This is a genomic window from Allobosea sp. 10N428 (genome assembly GCF_056394545.1).
Window position 1 is genome coordinate 1 of record NZ_JBFTIC010000006.1, and the last position, 17,313, is coordinate 17,313.

Annotated in this window: 18 protein-coding genes and 1 tRNA gene; 9 read left to right on the forward strand and 10 right to left on the reverse strand. The window is 66.8% G+C overall.

Annotated elements, in window-relative coordinates:
• The 3 genes from AC1DDA_RS18355 to AC1DDA_RS18365 all read right to left on the reverse strand — a co-directional run.
• Nucleotides 1-254, reverse strand: a 254-nt coding sequence (locus AC1DDA_RS18355) for a hypothetical protein (RefSeq protein ID WP_476796828.1), incomplete at its 3' end; no start/stop codon positions are given.
• Nucleotides 255-312: 58 nt separating this feature from the next.
• On the reverse strand, nucleotides 313-954 hold the full coding sequence (locus tag AC1DDA_RS18360; protein WP_476796829.1) for an NrsF family protein: 642 nt from the start codon (nucleotides 952-954) through the stop codon (nucleotides 313-315).
• A gap of 75 nt (nucleotides 955-1,029) precedes the next feature.
• A complete protein-coding gene (locus tag AC1DDA_RS18365) occupies nucleotides 1,030-1,614 on the reverse strand; it encodes a sigma-70 family RNA polymerase sigma factor (protein WP_476796830.1) in 585 nt (194 codons plus the stop codon).
• 157 nt (nucleotides 1,615-1,771) lie between these two features.
• Between AC1DDA_RS18365 and AC1DDA_RS18370 the strand changes: the two genes are divergently transcribed.
• The 6 genes from AC1DDA_RS18370 to AC1DDA_RS18395 all read left to right on the forward strand — a co-directional run bounded on the left by AC1DDA_RS18370 (nucleotide 1,772) and on the right by AC1DDA_RS18395 (nucleotide 8,055).
• Nucleotides 1,772-2,662, forward strand: coding sequence for a CE1 family esterase (locus AC1DDA_RS18370; RefSeq protein WP_476796831.1), 891 nt, complete (start codon nucleotides 1,772-1,774; stop codon nucleotides 2,660-2,662).
• Between the two features lie 71 nt (nucleotides 2,663-2,733).
• The gene (locus AC1DDA_RS18375) at nucleotides 2,734-4,380 is read left to right on the forward strand and encodes a thiamine pyrophosphate-binding protein (RefSeq protein ID WP_476796832.1); all 1,647 of its coding nucleotides are present in this window, start codon (nucleotides 2,734-2,736) and stop codon (nucleotides 4,378-4,380) included.
• Nucleotides 4,381-4,397: 17 nt separating this feature from the next.
• Nucleotides 4,398-5,576, forward strand: a complete 1,179-nt coding sequence (locus AC1DDA_RS18380) for an OpgC family protein (RefSeq protein ID WP_476796833.1) — start codon at nucleotides 4,398-4,400, stop codon at nucleotides 5,574-5,576.
• 71 nt (nucleotides 5,577-5,647) lie between these two features.
• Nucleotides 5,648-7,045: a tetratricopeptide repeat protein gene (locus tag AC1DDA_RS18385; RefSeq protein ID WP_476796834.1), complete on the forward strand. Its 1,398-nt coding sequence runs from the start codon at nucleotides 5,648-5,650 to the stop codon at nucleotides 7,043-7,045.
• A 21-nt stretch (nucleotides 7,046-7,066) separates the two neighbouring features.
• Nucleotides 7,067-7,558, forward strand: a complete 492-nt coding sequence (locus tag AC1DDA_RS18390; RefSeq protein WP_476796835.1) for a hypothetical protein — start codon at nucleotides 7,067-7,069, stop codon at nucleotides 7,556-7,558.
• Entirely contained in the window at nucleotides 7,558-8,055 is a 498-nt protein-coding gene (locus AC1DDA_RS18395) for a YHS domain-containing (seleno)protein (RefSeq protein WP_476797095.1), read from the forward strand. Before AC1DDA_RS18390 ends, AC1DDA_RS18395 begins: the two co-directional genes overlap by 1 nt.
• Nucleotides 8,056-8,150: 95 nt before the next feature.
• On the opposite strand, the gene AC1DDA_RS18400 is transcribed toward AC1DDA_RS18395, so the two are convergent.
• Nucleotides 8,151-8,477 (reverse strand): hypothetical protein, encoded by a 327-nt coding sequence (locus tag AC1DDA_RS18400; protein ID WP_476796836.1) that lies wholly within the window; start codon nucleotides 8,475-8,477, stop codon nucleotides 8,151-8,153.
• Nucleotides 8,478-8,593: 116 nt separating this feature from the next.
• Between AC1DDA_RS18400 and AC1DDA_RS18405 the strand changes: the two genes are divergently transcribed.
• Nucleotides 8,594-11,131 (forward strand): arylsulfatase, encoded by a 2,538-nt coding sequence (locus AC1DDA_RS18405; protein WP_476796837.1) that lies wholly within the window; start codon nucleotides 8,594-8,596, stop codon nucleotides 11,129-11,131.
• A 517-nt stretch (nucleotides 11,132-11,648) separates the two neighbouring features.
• Here the strand turns inward: AC1DDA_RS18405 and AC1DDA_RS18410 are convergent.
• The 3 genes from AC1DDA_RS18410 to AC1DDA_RS18420 all read right to left on the reverse strand — a co-directional run bounded on the left by AC1DDA_RS18410 (nucleotide 11,649) and on the right by AC1DDA_RS18420 (nucleotide 12,567).
• Nucleotides 11,649-11,725, reverse strand: a tRNA-Arg gene (locus AC1DDA_RS18410).
• A 137-nt stretch (nucleotides 11,726-11,862) separates the two neighbouring features.
• The gene (gene hisE / locus AC1DDA_RS18415) at nucleotides 11,863-12,237 is read right to left on the reverse strand and encodes a phosphoribosyl-ATP diphosphatase (RefSeq protein ID WP_476779392.1); all 375 of its coding nucleotides are present in this window, start codon (nucleotides 12,235-12,237) and stop codon (nucleotides 11,863-11,865) included.
• A 123-nt stretch (nucleotides 12,238-12,360) separates the two neighbouring features.
• Nucleotides 12,361-12,567, reverse strand: coding sequence for a hypothetical protein (locus AC1DDA_RS18420; RefSeq protein WP_441511850.1), 207 nt, complete (start codon nucleotides 12,565-12,567; stop codon nucleotides 12,361-12,363).
• 305 nt (nucleotides 12,568-12,872) lie between these two features.
• On the opposite strand from AC1DDA_RS18420, the gene ykgO reads away from it, so the two are divergent.
• Both ykgO and AC1DDA_RS18430 read left to right on the forward strand, forming a co-directional pair.
• Nucleotides 12,873-12,998, forward strand: a complete 126-nt coding sequence (ykgO, locus tag AC1DDA_RS18425; RefSeq protein ID WP_038363015.1) for a type B 50S ribosomal protein L36 — start codon at nucleotides 12,873-12,875, stop codon at nucleotides 12,996-12,998.
• Between the two features lie 188 nt (nucleotides 12,999-13,186).
• The gene (locus tag AC1DDA_RS18430; protein WP_476796838.1) at nucleotides 13,187-13,837 is read left to right on the forward strand and encodes a tetratricopeptide repeat protein; all 651 of its coding nucleotides are present in this window, start codon (nucleotides 13,187-13,189) and stop codon (nucleotides 13,835-13,837) included.
• Nucleotides 13,838-13,870: 33 nt separating this feature from the next.
• Here the strand turns inward: AC1DDA_RS18430 and pyk are convergent, their stop codons facing one another.
• The 3 genes from pyk to AC1DDA_RS18445 all read right to left on the reverse strand — a co-directional run bounded on the left by pyk (nucleotide 13,871) and on the right by AC1DDA_RS18445 (nucleotide 17,185).
• Nucleotides 13,871-15,310 (reverse strand): pyruvate kinase, encoded by a 1,440-nt coding sequence (gene pyk, locus AC1DDA_RS18435; protein ID WP_476796839.1) that lies wholly within the window; start codon nucleotides 15,308-15,310, stop codon nucleotides 13,871-13,873.
• Nucleotides 15,311-15,434: 124 nt separating this feature from the next.
• Complete coding sequence (locus tag AC1DDA_RS18440; protein ID WP_476796840.1) at nucleotides 15,435-15,884, reverse strand: DUF1036 domain-containing protein; 450 nt, start codon at nucleotides 15,882-15,884, stop codon at nucleotides 15,435-15,437.
• Nucleotides 15,881-17,185, reverse strand: coding sequence for a glycerate kinase type-2 family protein (locus AC1DDA_RS18445; protein WP_476796841.1), 1,305 nt, complete (start codon nucleotides 17,183-17,185; stop codon nucleotides 15,881-15,883). Before AC1DDA_RS18445 ends, AC1DDA_RS18440 begins: the two co-directional genes overlap by 4 nt.
• Nucleotides 17,186-17,313 lie beyond the last annotated feature (128 nt).

Here is a 17,313-nt window from a genome sequence, read left to right on the forward strand (position 1 = left end):
CTCTTTCTGTCTTCAATTTTCAAACAGCAGGGCTTCAACAAAACCGACAGAACTTCACCCGGCGAACCGGCCTCAGCCCCAGCGTCCTTAGGAAGCGCAGAAGAGGCGCCGCTCAGCGGCGGCGCCGTCTCGATGGGTGGCTTATAGGCGGAACTCGTTTTGCCTGTCAACACGTCTCGATCACGATTCTCGGATTTCTGCTTCTGCGCACATGACGGGCGCTCGCCGCGGCCCGGCCGCTGCAGGGTTTTCACCCGGCCCGGGCTGACGGCACCCGAGATCGACCCGCCGGATAGAGCGGTGAATGGCGGCTCACCACCGCAGTAATCTGGGAAAAGTCAGCGCTCCCAGAACCGTCACCGCCGCGATCGCGATCGTATACCACGTCGCCAGGAACGGGGCGGCGTCATCCGGGCAGTGCAGACTATAGGCGACGGTGGCGAGACCGGCCGAAGCCAGGCCGGCGCAGGCTCCGGTGAGCGCGCCATCCACAGGCGCTCCGCGGCGCGCCACCCCGAACAGCACGATGAGCGGCACGAGCGCATAGAGCGGAACTGCGATGAGGCAGGCGCGCCAGTAGCGCCCGAAGATCAGCGCGCTCCATTGCTCGGCGGGCGCCTGCGCCAATGTGAACAGGGCGAAGGCAATCGTGAGCAGAATCGGCAGGGCGATCAGCGGCAGATCCCGGCCTGGCCTCAGGCCGGGGCGAAGGCTGCGCTGGAACAGCGTGAGCGCAATGCTCGCGACGCTGGCGCCGAGCAATACCTTGGCGATCACGGGACCCGAGAACCAGGCGCGGGCGAAATCCGGCCGCAAGCCGAGCGTGAGCACGACAAGCAGGGCCGTAGCCGCCAGCGCCGCCACCGCGCCGAACCAGACGGCGCGGCGCAGCCAAGCCGTATCCACCGGCCGGTGGCTCGCGGTCATCAGTGAAATCAGGTCGTCGGTCTGCATGTCATTCCGTTCCGCTCGGACAGAAGTTCGCCCCGGGCCACCGAAAGGTTACGCGCGTGCGGCATTGCGAGGAGATCACCCCGGCCTCTCCCCGCGCCGCGAGAGAAACCTGGCCATCGCTTGCAGGCCGCGATGGATCGCGACCTTGGCGGCGGTCTCGGTCATGCCCGCCGCGCGCGCTGCCTCGGCCACCGTCGCGCCCTGGAGCTTGACCCGGTCGATCAGGCCGCGCGTGCGCCGCGGCAGCGCCGCCATGGCGCGATCGAGATCGAGCCGCACTTCCGAGGCGGCGCCTTCGGGCGGGCCGGCAAGCTGATGAGCCTCGTCGTCGAGTGGCAGGTTGCCCGCATGGCGCCCCGTTCGGCGCAGATGGTCGACGAGCTTGTAGCGGGCGATGGCATGCGCCCAGGCCGTCACCGGGCTCGCCGGATCATAGGTGTGCTGCGAGAGATGGAGTGCCAGCAAGGTCTCCTGCAGCACGTCTTCGGCCTCGCTGGCCTCCGCGCGCCCGGCACGGGCCAACATCTGGTGCAGATAGCTGCGCAGCCGCGCGCTGATCGTATCGAGGAAGAAGCGGTAGGCGGCAGTGTTGCCGGCAAGGGCGGCGAGGAAAACGGGCCGGAGCTGTTTTTCGAGTTCGTCGAGCGACAAGGCTGCCACGTCTTCCCGGGAGGCCGCGAGGTCCGGCCGGCTTATTCCGTCGCATGCGGATGAACGCCTCACAAGGCCGTGACCGGCCGATGAAGTGGCTCAGGCGGCCCGATACGCTCGCATCTCGGTCGGAGCGCGGACGTCCGGCACGCGCGGGAAATCCGAGATGGTGCCTTCAATTCGCCTGGCCTTGCCCATCGTCTTCACGCTTCTGGCCGGCTCGTCCCCCGGGCCGCAGCCACTTGATGGCCAGCGCGGCGGGGATGCCTGCCCGGCGGCCGACGGCTGCCAGGTCGCGAGCGGCCATTACCGCATCGTCCTGCCGCCCGGCAGCGAGGCGCCGCCGACCGGTGCCATCATGTATTTCCATGGCTATCAGGGCTCGGCGGAGGAGACGATCGCCGATCCCGGCCTCGTCGCGGTCGCGCAGCGGCTCGGCGTCGCGCTGATTGCACCGGACGGCGCAGGCCGCTCCTGGTCGTATCCCGGCTCGCCCGCGCATAACCGCGACGAATTTGCCTTCGTCGGGCAGGTTCTCGACGATGCGGTGCCGCGCTTCGGCATCGATCCCCATCGCATCATGGCGAGCGGCTTCTCGCAGGGCGGCTCGATGGTCTGGTACCTCGCCTGCCGGATGCCCACGCGCTTTTCAGCCTTCGCCCCGATCGCCGGCGCCTTCTGGGAACCGCTCCCCGCGAGCTGCGAAAGCCCGCGACCGCCGTTGATCCATGTCCACGGAACGAGCGATGCCACCGTGCCTATGGCCGGGCGCGCGCTGCGGCAGGGTTACAGGCAGGGCGATCTCTTCAAGAGCCTCGCCATCCTCGCGCCGGCCGGCTGTACGGCAGCATGGCCTGATGCCGCCCGTGCCGGTGCCACCGGAAGCGCCCTCGCCTGCCTGCTTGCGAGCGGCTGCGGCAGCTCGGCACGGCTCGAACTCTGCCTGCATGGCGGCGGCCATATCGCCGATGCGGCCTGGGTCGAGCGGGCCTGGCGCCTGACGATGCCAGCGGGGCGAGCGCCCCTCGCCTCCGGCTCCAGGCTCACGTCTCCGTGATCATGTAACCAAGACGCTCCTCTGCGCGATCTCTCTTGCAGCGCCGCCAAGGCGCCGAGCCGGAGACGACCATGCGCCCTGTAGGGATATCGACCGCGCCGGGGGGAACTGTCCCGAGCGAATTCGTAACGGGCGCCGATCTCCTGGCCGGCCGGCTGGCCGCGGCCGGCGCGACCCACGCCTTCGGCATTCCCGGCGGCGAGGTGCTGGCTCTGGTCGATGCGCTCGAACGCGCGGGCATCCATTTCATGCTCGCCCGGCACGAGAACGCTGCCGGCTTCATGGCCGAGGGGCTCTGGCATGCGACCGGCGCCCTGCCCGTTTTGGTGGCGACGCTTGGGCCCGGCGTCGCCAATGCGGTCAATGTCGTCGCCAACGCGCAGCAGGAGCGGGTCCCCCTGATCTTCGTGACCGGCTGCGTCGATCAGGCGCTCGCTGAGAGCTATACCCATCAGGTTTTCGACCATCAGGCCGTGCTGCGTCCACTGGTCAAGGCAAGCTTCCGCGCCGCCCCCGGAACCGAGGATCTGGTTGCGGCGAAGGCCGTCGCCCTCGCCCGGCGCGGCCGGCCGGGACCGGTCCATATCGATCTGCCGATCGCCGTAGCGGAGGCCCGCACGCCGCCACGCAGTGCGCCTGCCATACCACCTGTCACGCCCTTGATCCCCGCCGATCTCCGGCCCGCGCGAGAGCTGATCGCTGGAGCGCAACGACCGCTGGTTATCGCCGGTCTCGACCTCGTCATCCAGAACGGCGCAGCCGCGCTCGACCGCTTCCTGACCCGCACCGGAGCGCCGCTGCTCACCACCTACAAAGCCAAGGGGCTGGTGCCGGAGGATGACGCGCGCGTCATCGGCGGCATCGGCCTCTCGCCCAAGGCCGATGCGATCGTCCGCCCCTTGATTGAAGCCGCCGATCTGATCGTGCTCGCCGGCTACGATCCGATCGAGATGCGCCAGGGCTGGCGCCAGCCCTGGCCAACCGACAAGCAGGTCGTCGATATCGTGGCCGAGCCCGTTCAGCACGGCATGCATCACTCCAGTCTGCTACTCGAAGGCGATGTCGGCGCGATCCTGACGCGGCTGACCGAGGGGCTCGAAGCGAAGACCGCCTGGCCGGGCGGCGAGCCGGCCACCATTCGCCAGGCCTTCCGGACCGCCTTTGCCGCACCCGCCGGGTGGGGTCCGCACGCCGTCTTCGAAACGCTGCGCCGCATCGCACCGGCCGGAACGGTCGCGACCGCCGATTCCGGCGCGCACCGTATCCTGCTCAGCCAGATCTGGAGCTGCGACGGGCCGCGCCGCCTGCTGCAGTCGAGCGGGCTCTGCACCATGGGCTGCGCCCTGCCGCTGGCGACGGGCGCCGCACTCGGCACCGGTCGCCCGACCCTCTGCTTCGTCGGCGATGCCGGCCTCGAAATGGTCCTGGGCGAGTTGGCGACGCTGCGCGATCTCGGCCTGTCGGTGATCGTCGTCGCACTTGTCGACCAGGCGCTCGGGCTGATCGCGCTGAAGCAACGCCAGCTCGGCCTGCCGCGGGCCGGGGTCGATATCGGCGCAACCGATTTCGCCGCCGTCGCGCGGGCAATGGGCGGTCACGGCGCAACGATCGAAGATCGCGAAACCCTCGCGCGCGAAGCCGAAGCCGCGTTCCGGCGCGAGGGCTTCACGCTGCTCGCCTGCCGGATCGATGCCGAGAGCTATGAGGGGGCCTTCTGATGCCCGCGCTGGCGCCCATGACAAAGAAGCGACCGCGCGACGAGCGGCTCGACCTCTTCCGCGGCCTGACGATGTTGATCATCTTCGTCGCGCATCTGCCGGCGAACAGCTGGAACGCCTGGATCCCCGCGCGTTTCGGCTTCTCCTCGGGCGCCGAGCTCTTCGTCTTCTGCTCCGGCATCGCCAGCGCACTCGCTTTCGGCAGCGTCTTCAAGCGGCGCGGCCTGTGGCTGGGCACCGCGCGCATCGCCTACCGGATCTGGCAGGTCTACTGGGCGCAGATCGGCCTGATCCTGGCGCTGATCGCGCTTGCGGCGGCCCTGGATCGCGTTTTCGGCCTGGCCGTGCTGGCGCAGCAGTTCCCGCAATTGCTCGGCGATCCCGCGCGTGCGCTTCTTGGCCTCGCGACGCTGACCTGGCAGCCGGATTACCTCGACATCCTGCCGATGTATCTCGTCATCCTGGCGCTCGTGCCGATGATGATGCTCGCACACCGCCTCCACGCCACCCTGCCGTTCCTGCTCACCGCAGCGCTCTATGCGGCGGTCTGGTCCACAGGCTTCAACCTTCCCGGCAATCCCTGGAGCGGCGCCGGCTGGTTCCTCAATCCCTTCGCCTGGCAGCTCATCTTCTTCATCGGCTTCTTCATCGCCATGAAATGGCTGCCCTTGCCGCCGCTCGGCGATCGACGGCTGATGATCGCGGCGGCGCTCTTCATCCTGCTTTCGGTGCCGCTCTCCTTCTGGGGCATCCTCGAGCATTGGCCGCTGGCGCAGGCAGCCCGCGAACTCATCATCCCCGCCAGCGAAAAGACCGACCTGCACATTCTGCGCGTGCTGCATTTCGTGGCGCTCGCCTATCTCGTGCTCAGCCTCGTCGAGCCCTGGCGCGAGCGGCTCGACAGCGGCATGGGCCATCTCCTCATCCTGATCGGCCGGCAGTCGCTGGCCTGCTTCCTGGCGAGCGTCGTCCTGGCGCGGCTCCTCGGCGTCGTCGCCGATACGGCCGGCCGCAGCGAACCCCTGGTGGCGCTGCTCAATCTCGCCGGCTTCATGCTCATTCTCGCCACCGCGCTCGCGGTCGGCTGGTTCAAAAGCGCGCCCTGGGCCGGCCCGGCAGCGAGCTTCGCTCCGGGGCCGACAAGCGCCTCTACCGCTGGCGCCCCGCCGACAACACGGGTCCGTGAAGCGAGTTGAACGCCGTTTGATCGGCGCGCTGCGAACTCCCTGAAGAACGCCCCTCGCGGGGCGCCGCAATGGAGCAGCCAATGTCCTACACCACGCATCACGACCTCTCCGGCGACCCCATCAGCGTCGCCAGCGACGGCGCTCGTGCCGCCTGGAACGATACCCTCGAAGCGCTCATGGCCCATGCCGCCTCGACGCCCGAGCATCTCGCCCGGACTCTGGCCGCCGACCCCGATTTCGCACTCGCCCACGCCGCCAAAGGGTTGATGCTGCTCTCGCTGGCCCGCGCCGAGCTGGTGCCTCCGGCACGTGATTGCCTCGCAAGAGCGCGGGCGGCGACACGCCTTCGCCCGGCGACGCGGCGCGAAATGATGGTCGTCGAGGCGCTGGCGCTCTGGCTCGGTGATGCGCCGCGCCAGGCGGCAGAGCTGTTGGAGTCGATCCTCCATGCCCACCCGCTCGATGTGCTGGCGCTCAAGCTCTCGCACGGGCTGCGCTTCATGCTGGGCGATCAGGCGCAGATGCTCGCGAGCCTGCGCCTGATCGCGCCGGGCTTCGGCGAAACCCATCCGCTCGCAGGCTTCGTCCATGGCTGCCACGCCTTCGCGCTCGAGGAACGCGGCTTCTACGCCGAGGCCGAGCGCGCCGGCCGCCGCGCCGTTGCCTTGAGCCCGCGCGATGCCTGGGGCCGCCACGCCGTAGCCCATGTCCTCGAGATGACCGGGCGTGTCGACGAGGGCATCGCCTGGCTCGGTGACGGACACAGCGTCGCTCATGCCAATAATCTGCGCTTCCATATCTTCTGGCATCTCGCCCTGTTCCGGCTGGAGCGCGGCGAAAGCGGCGAGGTGTTGCGGCTATATGACGAGCAGATCCGCGCCGAGCCGACAGACGATTACCGCGACATCGCCAACGGCGCCTCGCTGCTGGCACGGCTCGAATATGCCGGCATCGATGTCGGAGATCGCTGGGAGGAGCTGGCGGCGAAGGCCGAGGGACGTGTCCATGACGGGCGCCTCGTCTTCGCCGATCTGCATTATGCGCTTTCGCTGCTCGGCGCCGGCCGCGCCCACGGGGCCGAGGCGATCGCCCGCAGTCTGATCGAGGATGCAAAAGCCCATCCCAGCGGCGAACGGCGCGATGCGGCGCGCAACGGCGCCCTCGCCGCCTTCGGGCTGATCGCCTTCCATGAGGGTGATTATGAAGAGGCCGCTCGCCTGCTCGCCAGCGCCCGGCGCGGGCTCACCGCCATCGGCGGCAGCCATGCCCAGCGTGACCTGTTCGAGCAGGCCTATGCCGAGAGCCTGATCCGCGCCGGCCAGCATGACCGTGCCGCCGATGTTCTCGACGAAAGGCTGGCGCGACGGGGCGGCGCGAACCGCTTCGCCACGCGGCGGCTGGCGCAGCTGCGCAGCCGTGGCGTCGGACGCCTGGCCGTGCTCGCCGTCGCCTCCACACCCCTCGCAATCGCCCATTGAACACAAGAAAGGACGACAGCCATGACAACCGCAGCCATGACCCACGGCTTCGCATTGCCCTCGACCCGCACCGTGATCAACCTGGCCCTCGGCGGATTCGCCGGCCTCGGTTTCTGGGAATTGTTCTCGGCCGTGCCCACCGCCTGGTTAGCCGAATTTCCGCTGGAGCCGCCGGAGCTGGTGAAGTCCCTGTTCTACCACCAGCTCGGCCTGACGATCTCGACCCCGACCGCCAAGCTGCTGCACTTCACGACCGGATTCCTGTTCTATCCGCTGGGCTACTGGGTGCTGACACGCCGGGTGAAGAGCTTCGGCATGCCGGCAGACGGCTGGATCTGGGGCGTGATCACCTATTTCATCGCGCTCGCCTTCTTCGCGCCGCTGGCCGGGCAGCATTTCCTGCTGAACGACGTGCCGCGCCTCTCCTTCATGAGCCTCGTCGGCCACGCGATCTACGGTTACCTGGCGGCCTATGTCTTCGAGGCGCTCGAGTCTCGGGAGAGCGGGGCGTGATGGAAGAACTCCTGTTGGACAGGCGCGGCCTGCTCATCCTTGCCACAGGCGCGGTTGGCCTGCCCACCCGAGCGCTGGCAGCCGAGCCAGATCGAACCAAGACAACGCCCGTCAACACATTGGGGTCGGACGAGGCCTTCGCGATCCGCGGCTACGATCCGGTGGCCTTTTTTCGCGAGGGCGCGCCTCGACTGGGCCTCGCCGAGCATGCCCTGATCCGGGACGAGGCAGTCTGGCGCTTCGCCAGCGCCGAGAACAAGGCGCTGTTCAAACACGATCCGCAGCGCTATCTGCCGGCCTATGGCGGCTTCTGCGCCTATGGCACGTCGCGCGGCTATCTCGTCAAAATCGAGCCGGAGGCCTGGTCGATCGTCGGCGGCCGACTCTTCCTGAACTACGACCTCGCCACGCGTAGCACCTGGCTCTCCGACACCGAGGCTTACATCACGCGCGCCGACAGGTTGTGGCCGGGGCTTTCGGACCGCGACATCCGCTGAGTTGCGCAGGGCTGCAGAACGCAGCCCCCGCCGGGTGCAATACGAGGCATCCGGCGGGGCATTTTTTTGACGCCTTGCGCCGACAAGAATTCAGCTCAGGCGCTCCGCGCCGTCTGATCGAAGAGGATCTTCTTGCCTTCCTCCGTCACCGCGGGCCGCGACGAAAGGGCCTCGCCCTTCGCCCAGGCGCCGATCGTTGCCTGGGCGAAGGGCGAGGCCGAGCGGTACGGCTTGCCGTTTGCCCGGATCGCGACCGCGCCGGGGAGCAGGATTATGTTCGGCACGCCCAAGAAAGAGGCGGAGACGGGATTCGTCCGGCTATTCTCGACGAGGGCGCCGGGGATGCCGAAACCAAGGATGGGCCCGGTGCGGACCAGTGCGGCTTTCGAAGAGAAAGACAGCGACCGCTGTTTGTCTTTCAATTCGGTTTCCCCTGGGATAACTTAGCGTATTGGCCGGCGGCGTTACGCGCCCGTGAAGAGTTCGCAAGCAGTCAATTCAAATTTTCTCGAACCAACTGCGTTTCAGGAGGCGATCGATGACTTGTCTCTCGAATTGGCATGGCGGATCCGTCTCGCGTGGGTTGCTCACCTCGCTCTTGTTGCTACCGCTGAGTGTATTGAGCGCCCATGGACAGCAGGCCACGGGGGTGTCGGGTTCGCCCAGCGCCACGACGATGATCGACGGAAAGCAACTCCCGCCCCCCGACCCGAAGTTCGGCGGCGTGATCAAGGACGACGCGCTGCAGTCGAAACCATGGTGGGCGCCGCGCGTGGTCCCGCCCAAGAACGCGCCGAACGTGCTTCTGATCATCACGGACGACGCCGGCTTCGGCGTGCCGAGCACCTTCGGCGGCGTCATCCCGACCCCGACGATGGACCGGATCGCGAATGAGGGCCTGCGCTACAACCGCGTCTTCTCCACTGCGTTGTGCTCGCCGACCCGTGCTGCGCTTATCACCGGGCGCAATCATCATTCGGTCGGTTTCGGCGTGATCTCCGAGCAGTCAACCGGCTTCCCCGGCTACAACAGCATCATCGGCAGAGACAAAACGACGGTGGGCCGGACCCTGCTCGACAACGGCTACGCCACGTCGTGGTTCGGCAAGGATCACAACACGCCCGCCTTCGCGGCAAGCCAGGCCGGTCCGTTCGACCAATGGCCGACCGGGATGGGCTTCGAATATTTTTACGGTTTCGTTGGCGGCGACGCGAACCAGTGGGCGCCAAATCTCTTCCGCAACACGACGCAGATCTACCCCTTCCAGGGGAAACCGCCCGGTACTTGGAACCTTGTGACCGCGATGGCCGACGACGCCATCGACTGGATGACGCGATTGCACCAGACCGATCCGTCGAAGCCCCTCTTCATCAAATACGCGCCCGGCGCCACGCATGCGCCGCACCATCCAACCAAGGAGTGGGTGGACAAGATCAGCGCGATGCACCTGTTCGATGACGGCTACGAGAAGCTGCGCGAGYGCATCCTGGAGAACCAGAAACGGCTTGGCGTGGTTCCGAAGGACACGAAGCTGGCGCCTTGGCCGGCAGAGATGCTGAAGCCCTGGGACCAGTTGAGCGCCGACGAGAAGAAGCTCTTCATCCGCCAGGTCGAGGTTTTCGCCGCCTACGCTGCCTATAGCGACCATGAGATTGGCCGCGTGATCCAGCACTTCCAGGATCTTGGCCGGCTCGATAATACGCTGGTCATCTACATCAACGGCGACAACGGCACCAGCGCCGAGGGCGGACCGCTCGGCACGCCAAATGAAGTGGCGTTTTTCAACGGCCTCAATGAATTGCCCGTCGATGTGCAGATGAAGTTCTACGACGTCTGGGGCACCGAGCAGACGTACAACCACATGTCGGCCGGGTGGTCGTGGGCGTTTGACACGCCGTTCGACTGGTTCAAGCAGAATGCCTCCAGGTTGGGGGGCATCAACCAGAACATGGTGGTGTCATGGCCGGCGCGCATCAAGGACAAGGGTGCACTGCGCCAACAGTTTGTCCACGTAATCGACGTCGTTCCGACGATCCTCGAGGCCGCCGGCATCCGTGCGCCCGCAATGGTCGATGGCATCAAGCAGGCACCGATCGAGGGGACAAGCTTCGCCTACACCTTCGACGCGGCAAGCGCGAAGGCCGCCTCGCGCCACAAGACCCAGTATTTCGAGATGTTCGGGCAATGGGCGCTGTATGACGAGGGTTGGATGCTTTCCACCAAGGTCAACCGCGCGCCGTGGCAGGCTTTCGGCCCGGCGAACCCGGATCCGCTCAACAATCAGGTCTTCCAGCTCTACAATCTGAACAAGGATTTCAGCCAAACCGACGACATCGCGGCGCAGAACGCGCAGAAGGTGAAGGAGATGCGGCAAAAATTCCTCGCGGAGGCCAGGAAGTACCAGGTCTTCCCGCTTGATGCGTCGGTCGCAGCCCGCATCGTCGCGCCGCGACCGAATATCAGCGCCGGCCGCACCGAGTTCGTCTACACGCGGCCGATGACGGGACTGCCGCAGGGCGACTCTCCGTCGCTCCTCAACACCTCCTACACGATCACCGCCGACATCGACGTGCCGCAGGGCGGCGCCGAAGGGATGATCCTGACCTCGGGAGGCCGTTTCGGCGGCTATGGCTTCTACCTGCTGCAGGGCAAGCCGGTTTTCCTGTGGAACATGGTCGACCTGGAGCGGATCAAATGGGAAGGGCCGGACGCGTTGTCGCCCGGCCGGCACACGGTCGAGTTCGACTTCAAATACGACGGCATCGGTGACGGTACGCTCGCGTTCAACAATTTCAGCGGTCTCGGCCAGCCCGGCACCGGCACGCTCAAGGTCGACGGCAAGGAGGTCGCAGCGAAGCGAATGCCGAAGACGCTGCCGATGATCCTGCAGTGGGACGAAAGCTTCGACATCGGCTCCGACACGCTCACCGGCGTCAACGATGCCGACTACAAGCCCCCGTTCCCGCTGACGGCCAACCTCAACAAGCTGACGATCAAGGTGGACCGCCCGCAACTTACACCCGCGGACATCAAGAAGCTCCAGGCTGGGATGCAGGAGAAGGCCACGGCCGATTGATCTCACGGCGGCCGGGCACCCGGGGTGTGCCCTCAAAGCAAAGCCCGCGTCCCAGGGCCGCTCGGGCGAAAGGAGCCTTGACCGCTGTCGCGATAGGCGAAGGTCGACGACCCGCACTCGTTAATGTCGAAACGGGACCGACTGCGCATCAAGAGGGGAGGTCTGCTTTCGCGAAGACCCGGTTTCTGCTTCGCCCGGCAGGATGCGGCAAGTGACACGGCGGACGTCCACCAAGGCGGTCGTTTTGGTTTGGCAAGAACTCAGGGGCGCGCTGCGCCATTGGGCTAGTCCGCTATCGCGGCAAGGGAGTCGACGAGAGGCCAAGCGCACAACTCGCCAGCGTCGTTCAGCACCATCGGTGCCCTTCATCATGAAGTAGCGGCTTGGCCCGTGGCGCCGTTCTGCGTTGGCAAGAAGACCAGCCGCGGCTAACCTGCCGAGCTAATGGGCGCACTATCTCTGACTGAGAGCCGGATTATATGCGACCAGTCGCACCAATTGCGACTTACAAGAAAAATGGCGCGCCCGAAAGGATTCGAACCTCTGACCCTCAGATTCGTAGTCTGATGCTCTATCCAGCTGAGCTACGGGCGCGTCTCAGAACGTCAAGACGCTAGTGCGTCTGGCCTGATGAAGGCGGAGATAAAGGCTTCGTTTCGTCTTGGCAACCCTCAAAATAACCGGAGGGCCGAAATCGTCGGTGGCTGTGGATAGTCGGCGATTCCGCATCATCAGGGCAGCGGTGCAATCGCGGTGGAACGCTGTCGCGGTGCCTTCCTGCGCTGCCCGTCGCCGCGCTTGGGCAACTTCTCGGCCATGCCGTACAAGCGCTCCCGGCGATCCAGCTCTTCCCATATATCAGCCGGCTCTATGCCGAGGGCGGTCCAGAGCACCGTCAGATTGTAGATCAGGTCGGCGCTCTCGAGGATGGCGGCCGGGCGGTTGCCCTGCAGCGCCTCCAGGCTCAGCTCGACGGCCTCTTCCGCAACCTTCTTCGCCATCTTGGGCAGGCCGTCGGCAAAAAGCTTCGCCGTGCGCGAGGTTGCCGGATCGCGAAGGCGAGAATCCAGGACGGCGGCATGGAGGCGGCGCAGCGAATCGGACATCCACGCAGCATTCGGCTGCCAGATGAGAGTTTGATGACAGTCAGCCGGGCGCTCCAAAGCCCGGCGAAGCGGCACTGCCCTGCACCCCAACAGGCACAGGGCAGGAGGGACGCCGCTGTGCCGTCAATAAGAGGCGCGGCGAACCGCACGCGAGACGGACGGACCGGTGACCGCGCCGGCCGCACCGCCCACCACGGCTCCGACCGGACCGGCAACGATCGCTCCGGTGCCGGCACCGACGGCCGCGCCGCCGATACGCTGCTCGACGGTGTTGCCGCAGGCGCCGAGCGTCAGAGCGGCCGCGAAGAGAGTGAGAATCGATAGGCGCATGTTCAGGTCCTTGGATCGGGCGGCCGGGCGATTCCCAACCTAGCTGCCGTCAAAGCAGACACAGTCGGGCTTTTGCATGGCCAAGCGCTTCCGGCACCGTGTTCGCACTTGCGGTCCGCCGAAAAATCCGTATACAGCCGGCATCGCATCAGTCGCACCATTGCCATGGGCGGCGAGGGCTCCCATGCATCGGCCCGAAAACTGGAACCCGGTTTTCGGGATAGCCGATGCTGACAGAACCCGCGTCGCAGGCTGAAGGTTTTTGACCGGCACGTCCGCGAGGACGGGTCGATGGAGTTGAGACAATGAAGATTCGCAATTCGCTGAAGTCGCTTCGCGCGCGTCATCGCGACAACCAGCTGGTGCGCCGCAAGGGCCGCGTCTACATCATCAACAAGGTCCAGAAGCGCTTCAAGGCGCGCCAGGGCTGAGCTTCTGCGCGACCTAGATCGCCGCGCGTCCTATTGGACGCGATTACGGTGATCTACAGTTTTGTTATCGCGCAGAGCCTGACCGGACCTTGCAAAGCGGGGCGCCAGCCGGCGCGCCCGCTTTTTTGCGTTGCGTGCTCGCCTCGGCGTGATTTGACCTGCGGTGCCTGGCGGCTACACTCCCCGGCATGAAGCGCTTTCCCTCGCCTTCCGTCCTTGCTCTGGGGCTGGCCTTGACGGGTGCCCTCGGCGCAAACGCAGTCTTTGCTCAAACGGCCGGATCGCCGCGGCCGGGCGCAGTCGCGCCGTCCGATAAGGCCGAAAACCCCGTCACGCCTCCCATCCCGCAACGCAGTCCGGCTGCGACGCTCGATCGGCTGTTCGAGCGGCTTCACGACGCTTCGACACAGGAAGAGGCCGAGGGCGTGGCCCGGCTGATCCAGCGCCGCTGGGCCCGGTCCGGCTCCGATACGGCCGATCTCCTGATGAGTCGCGCGCAGCAGGCCCTGCAGGACAAGCAGACGGAACTCGCGATCGAACTGCTCGACCGCGTCATCGCCCTGCAGCCCAACTGGGCCGAGGCCTGGAACCAGCGCGCCAACGCGCTCTATCTCGCCGGCGATTCGATCCGCTCGATGATCGATATCGGCGAGACGCTCAAACGCGAGCCGCGTCACTACGGCGCAATGATGGGGCTGGGGATGATCCTGCGCCAGCAGGGAGACGACAAGGGCGCCATGATCGCCTTCCGCAAGGCGCTGGCGCTCTATCCGCAGTTCGATGCCGTGAAGAAGGCGGTGGACTCGCTGAAGAGCGAGGTCGACGGGCGCGACGCCTGACGCTTGGCGTGACCGCCCTCTCCCCCGCCCAGCTCAAGCCTTGGCGACGTGCTCCTGCGCGATGAAGGCGATGCGGACCATATTGGTCGCGCCCGGCGTGCCGAAGGGGACGCCGGCGACGACGATGATCCGGTCGCCCAGCTTGGCATAGTGCTCGCGCACCGCGAATTTGCAGGCGCGGAAGGCCATATCGTCGGCGTCGCTGGCATCCTTCGTGACGATGGCGTGCACGCCCCAGACCAGAGTCAGGCGGCGCGCAGTGGCGCGGTTCGGCGTCAGTGCAATCACGGTTGAATTCGGGCGCTCCCGGGCGATGCGGAAGGCGGTGGAGCCGGACGAGGTCCAGGCGCAGACCGCCTTGAGATGCAATGTCTCCGCGATCTCGTGGGCGGCCTTGGCGATGGCATCCGCGCCGGTGGCCTCGGGCTCGGTGCGCTGCGCCTCCAGGATCGAGCGGTAGACCGTCTCGCCTTCGACCTCCTCGGCGATGCGGTTCATCATCGTCACGGCCTCGACCGGATATTGGCCGGCGGCGCTCTCGGCCGAGAGCATTACGGCGTCGGCGCCCTCAAAGACCGCGGTCGCGACGTCCGAGACCTCGGCGCGGGTCGGCACCGGGCTGGTGATCATGCTCTCCAGCATCTGCGTCGCGACGACCACAGGCTTGCCCTTGCGCCGCGCCATGCGGATCATGCGCTTCTGCGTGCCCGGCACCTTCTCCAGCGGCATCTCGACGCCGAGATCGCCGCGCGCCACCATGATCGCGTCGGAGGCATCGATGATCTCCTCCAGCCGCAGCACGGCCTGAGGTTTTTCGATCTTGGCCAGCGCGAGCGCCCGGCCACGCACGATCTTGCGCAGTTCCGCCATGTCTTCGGGACGCTGCACGAAGGAAAGCGCGATCCAGTCGACGCCGACCTCGGCCGCGACCTCGGCATCGGCGCGGTCCTTCTCGGTCATGGCCGATACGGCAATGGTGGTATCGGGCAGGCTGACGCCCTTGCGCGATGACAGGCGCCCGCCGACTGTGACGCGCGTGACCGCCTCCTTTTCCGAGGCACTCTCCACGACGAGCCGCAGCTTGCCGTCATCGAGGATGAGGTTATGGCCGGGCTCCAGCGCGCTCAGGATCTCGGGATGGGGCAGGTGGACGCGCCTGGCATCACCGGGCGCAGCGTCTGAATCGAGGGTGAAAATCGCCCCCTTTTCCAGCATCGCGCCGCCATCGCCGCCGAACTGGCCGACGCGCAGCTTTGGACCCTGGAGATCGGCAAGGATGCCGACCGGGCGCCGGAATTTGGTTTCCAGACCGCGCAGCATCGCAATCTTCTCGGCCAGCGTCTCGCGCTGGGTGTGGCTCATATTGATGCGGAAGACGTCGACGCCGGCCTCAAAGAGCTTGGCGCACATCTCCTCGGTCGACGATGCCGGCCCCAGGGTGGCGATGATCTTGATCCGGCGTTCACGCTTCATTGTCAGTCCCCATGAAGCCGGCCCGCTTTCGGTTCCGGCCTGTCAGCACCTTCGTTCCGCCCAGCGGCCGGTAAGCACCCGCCCCGATCGTTGCCGTCGCGACGGCCCTGTTCCGGTATTCCGGTCAGGGCCGCGGCGGCGCAGCCCCGCCGGTATCGGTGAGCTGGATGGTCCAGCTCTTCTGCTCGCCGGTGTCGACCTCGAAGAAGCCGGCGCGATCATAGCCGCGCGCCAGGCAGTCCTCGATGCCGCGAATCGTGAATTCCTTATTGCGGACGCACATGACCGATTTTCCGGTCCATTCCCCGCCCTTATCGTAATCTACGGCGTGGACGTAATAGAAGCGCGCCGCAAGCGTGCCGCGCAGCAGGGTCTCGCAGCCGCGCGGGCTGATGTTCCACCAGCCCTCGGTGGTCCAGCCCTGCGCGTCGCGGTAGCCGATGGCGACGCCGATTCGGCTCGACGTGGTGTTGCACATGCGCAGATCAGCCTTCGCCGGCAGGGCGCCCGCGATGGAGGCCGCAACGCAGCAGGCGGCCAGAAGGCCCAGTCGCTGATGTCCAGGAAATCTCACGGCTCGATCAGGATCACGCGGCAGTCGTTGACATTGGTCAGGGTCGGCCCCGGCTGCAGCAAATCGCCCAGCGCTTCGAAGAAGCCGGTCGAATCGTTTTCGGCGAGGGATCGGGCGGGATCAAGGCCGATCTCGGCGGCGCGGGCCAAAGTTTGGGGATCGATCAGCGCACCGGCCGGGTCTGTCGGCTCGCCGCCGCCGCCATCGGTGCCGTCGGTGTCGCCGGCCAGCGCGACGATGCCGGGCTCGCCCATCAGCGCGATCGCCAGCGCCAGCGCATATTCCTGGCTCGGGCCACCCCGGCCGGAGCCGCGCAGCGTCACCGTAAGCTCGCCGCCGGAGAGGATCGCAGCCCGCCTGCCCTCGCGCTTCAGGCGGCGTGCAAGTGCGGCATGATCCGCCGCGACCTCGCGCGCCTCGCCTTCCAGATCAGGGCCGAGATCGTGCACCTCGTAGCCTGCGGCTTCGGCGGCAGCGCGGGCGGCGGCCAGCGCATCGGCCGGGCGAGCGATGATGCGGAATTCGCTGTTGGCGAAGGCCGGGTCACACGGCTTCGGTGTCTCGTTTGCGGGATCGTCGAGCAGGGCGAGGGCGGCGGGCGGCAGGTCGAGCCCGTACCGGGCAACGATGGCGCGGGCCTCGGCCGTCGTCGAGGGATCGGCAACCGTCGGCCCCGAGGCGATCGCTGTCGGCTCGTCGCCGGGAACATCTGAGATCGCGAGCGTCAGCAGCTTCGCCGGAGCGGCTGCCAGCGCGAGCCGGCCGCCCTTGATGCGAGACAGGCGCTTGCGGACAATGTTCATCTCGCCAATCGGCGCACCAGAACGCAGCAGGGCCTTATTGACCGCCTGCTTCTCCGCCAGTGCCAGCGAACCCGCGGGTGCGACCCAATTGGCCGAGCCGCCGCCGGAGAGCAGGACGAGGACGAGATCGTCAGCGGTCGCGGAAGCAGCCAATGCCAGCGCGCACTCGGCGGCGTCGATGCTGCCCTGGTCAGGCACGGGGTGGCCGGCCGCGACCATCGGAATCTGTCGGGTCGGAGCGGTGTAGCCGTGTCGGGCGACGGCATGGCCGAGCAACCGTTCGGGCGGAAAGCCGCCATCGAGATAATGCGCCTCCGCAAGCGCGGTCATGCTGCCCGCAGCCTTTCCGGCGGCGAGGAGGATCAGGCGGCCGGTCGCCGGGGCGGTTGGGAGATGCTGCGGCAGGCATCCGGACGGATGAGCCCGCGATACCGCGGCGTCGTAGATCTTCCGCGCCGTCTCGCGCAGCTTCGCTGTCTCGGTTGCAGGACTGTGCACGTTGCCCATTTCCACCCGGCGCGGCCGTTGATCGCGGCAGTTCTCTCGATCCTTCTTAGGTGGCGCGAAGGTCGGCGTCATCTGCCTTATGGCGATTAAGTCATACTTTTCTCAGCTGCTTCTCCTGA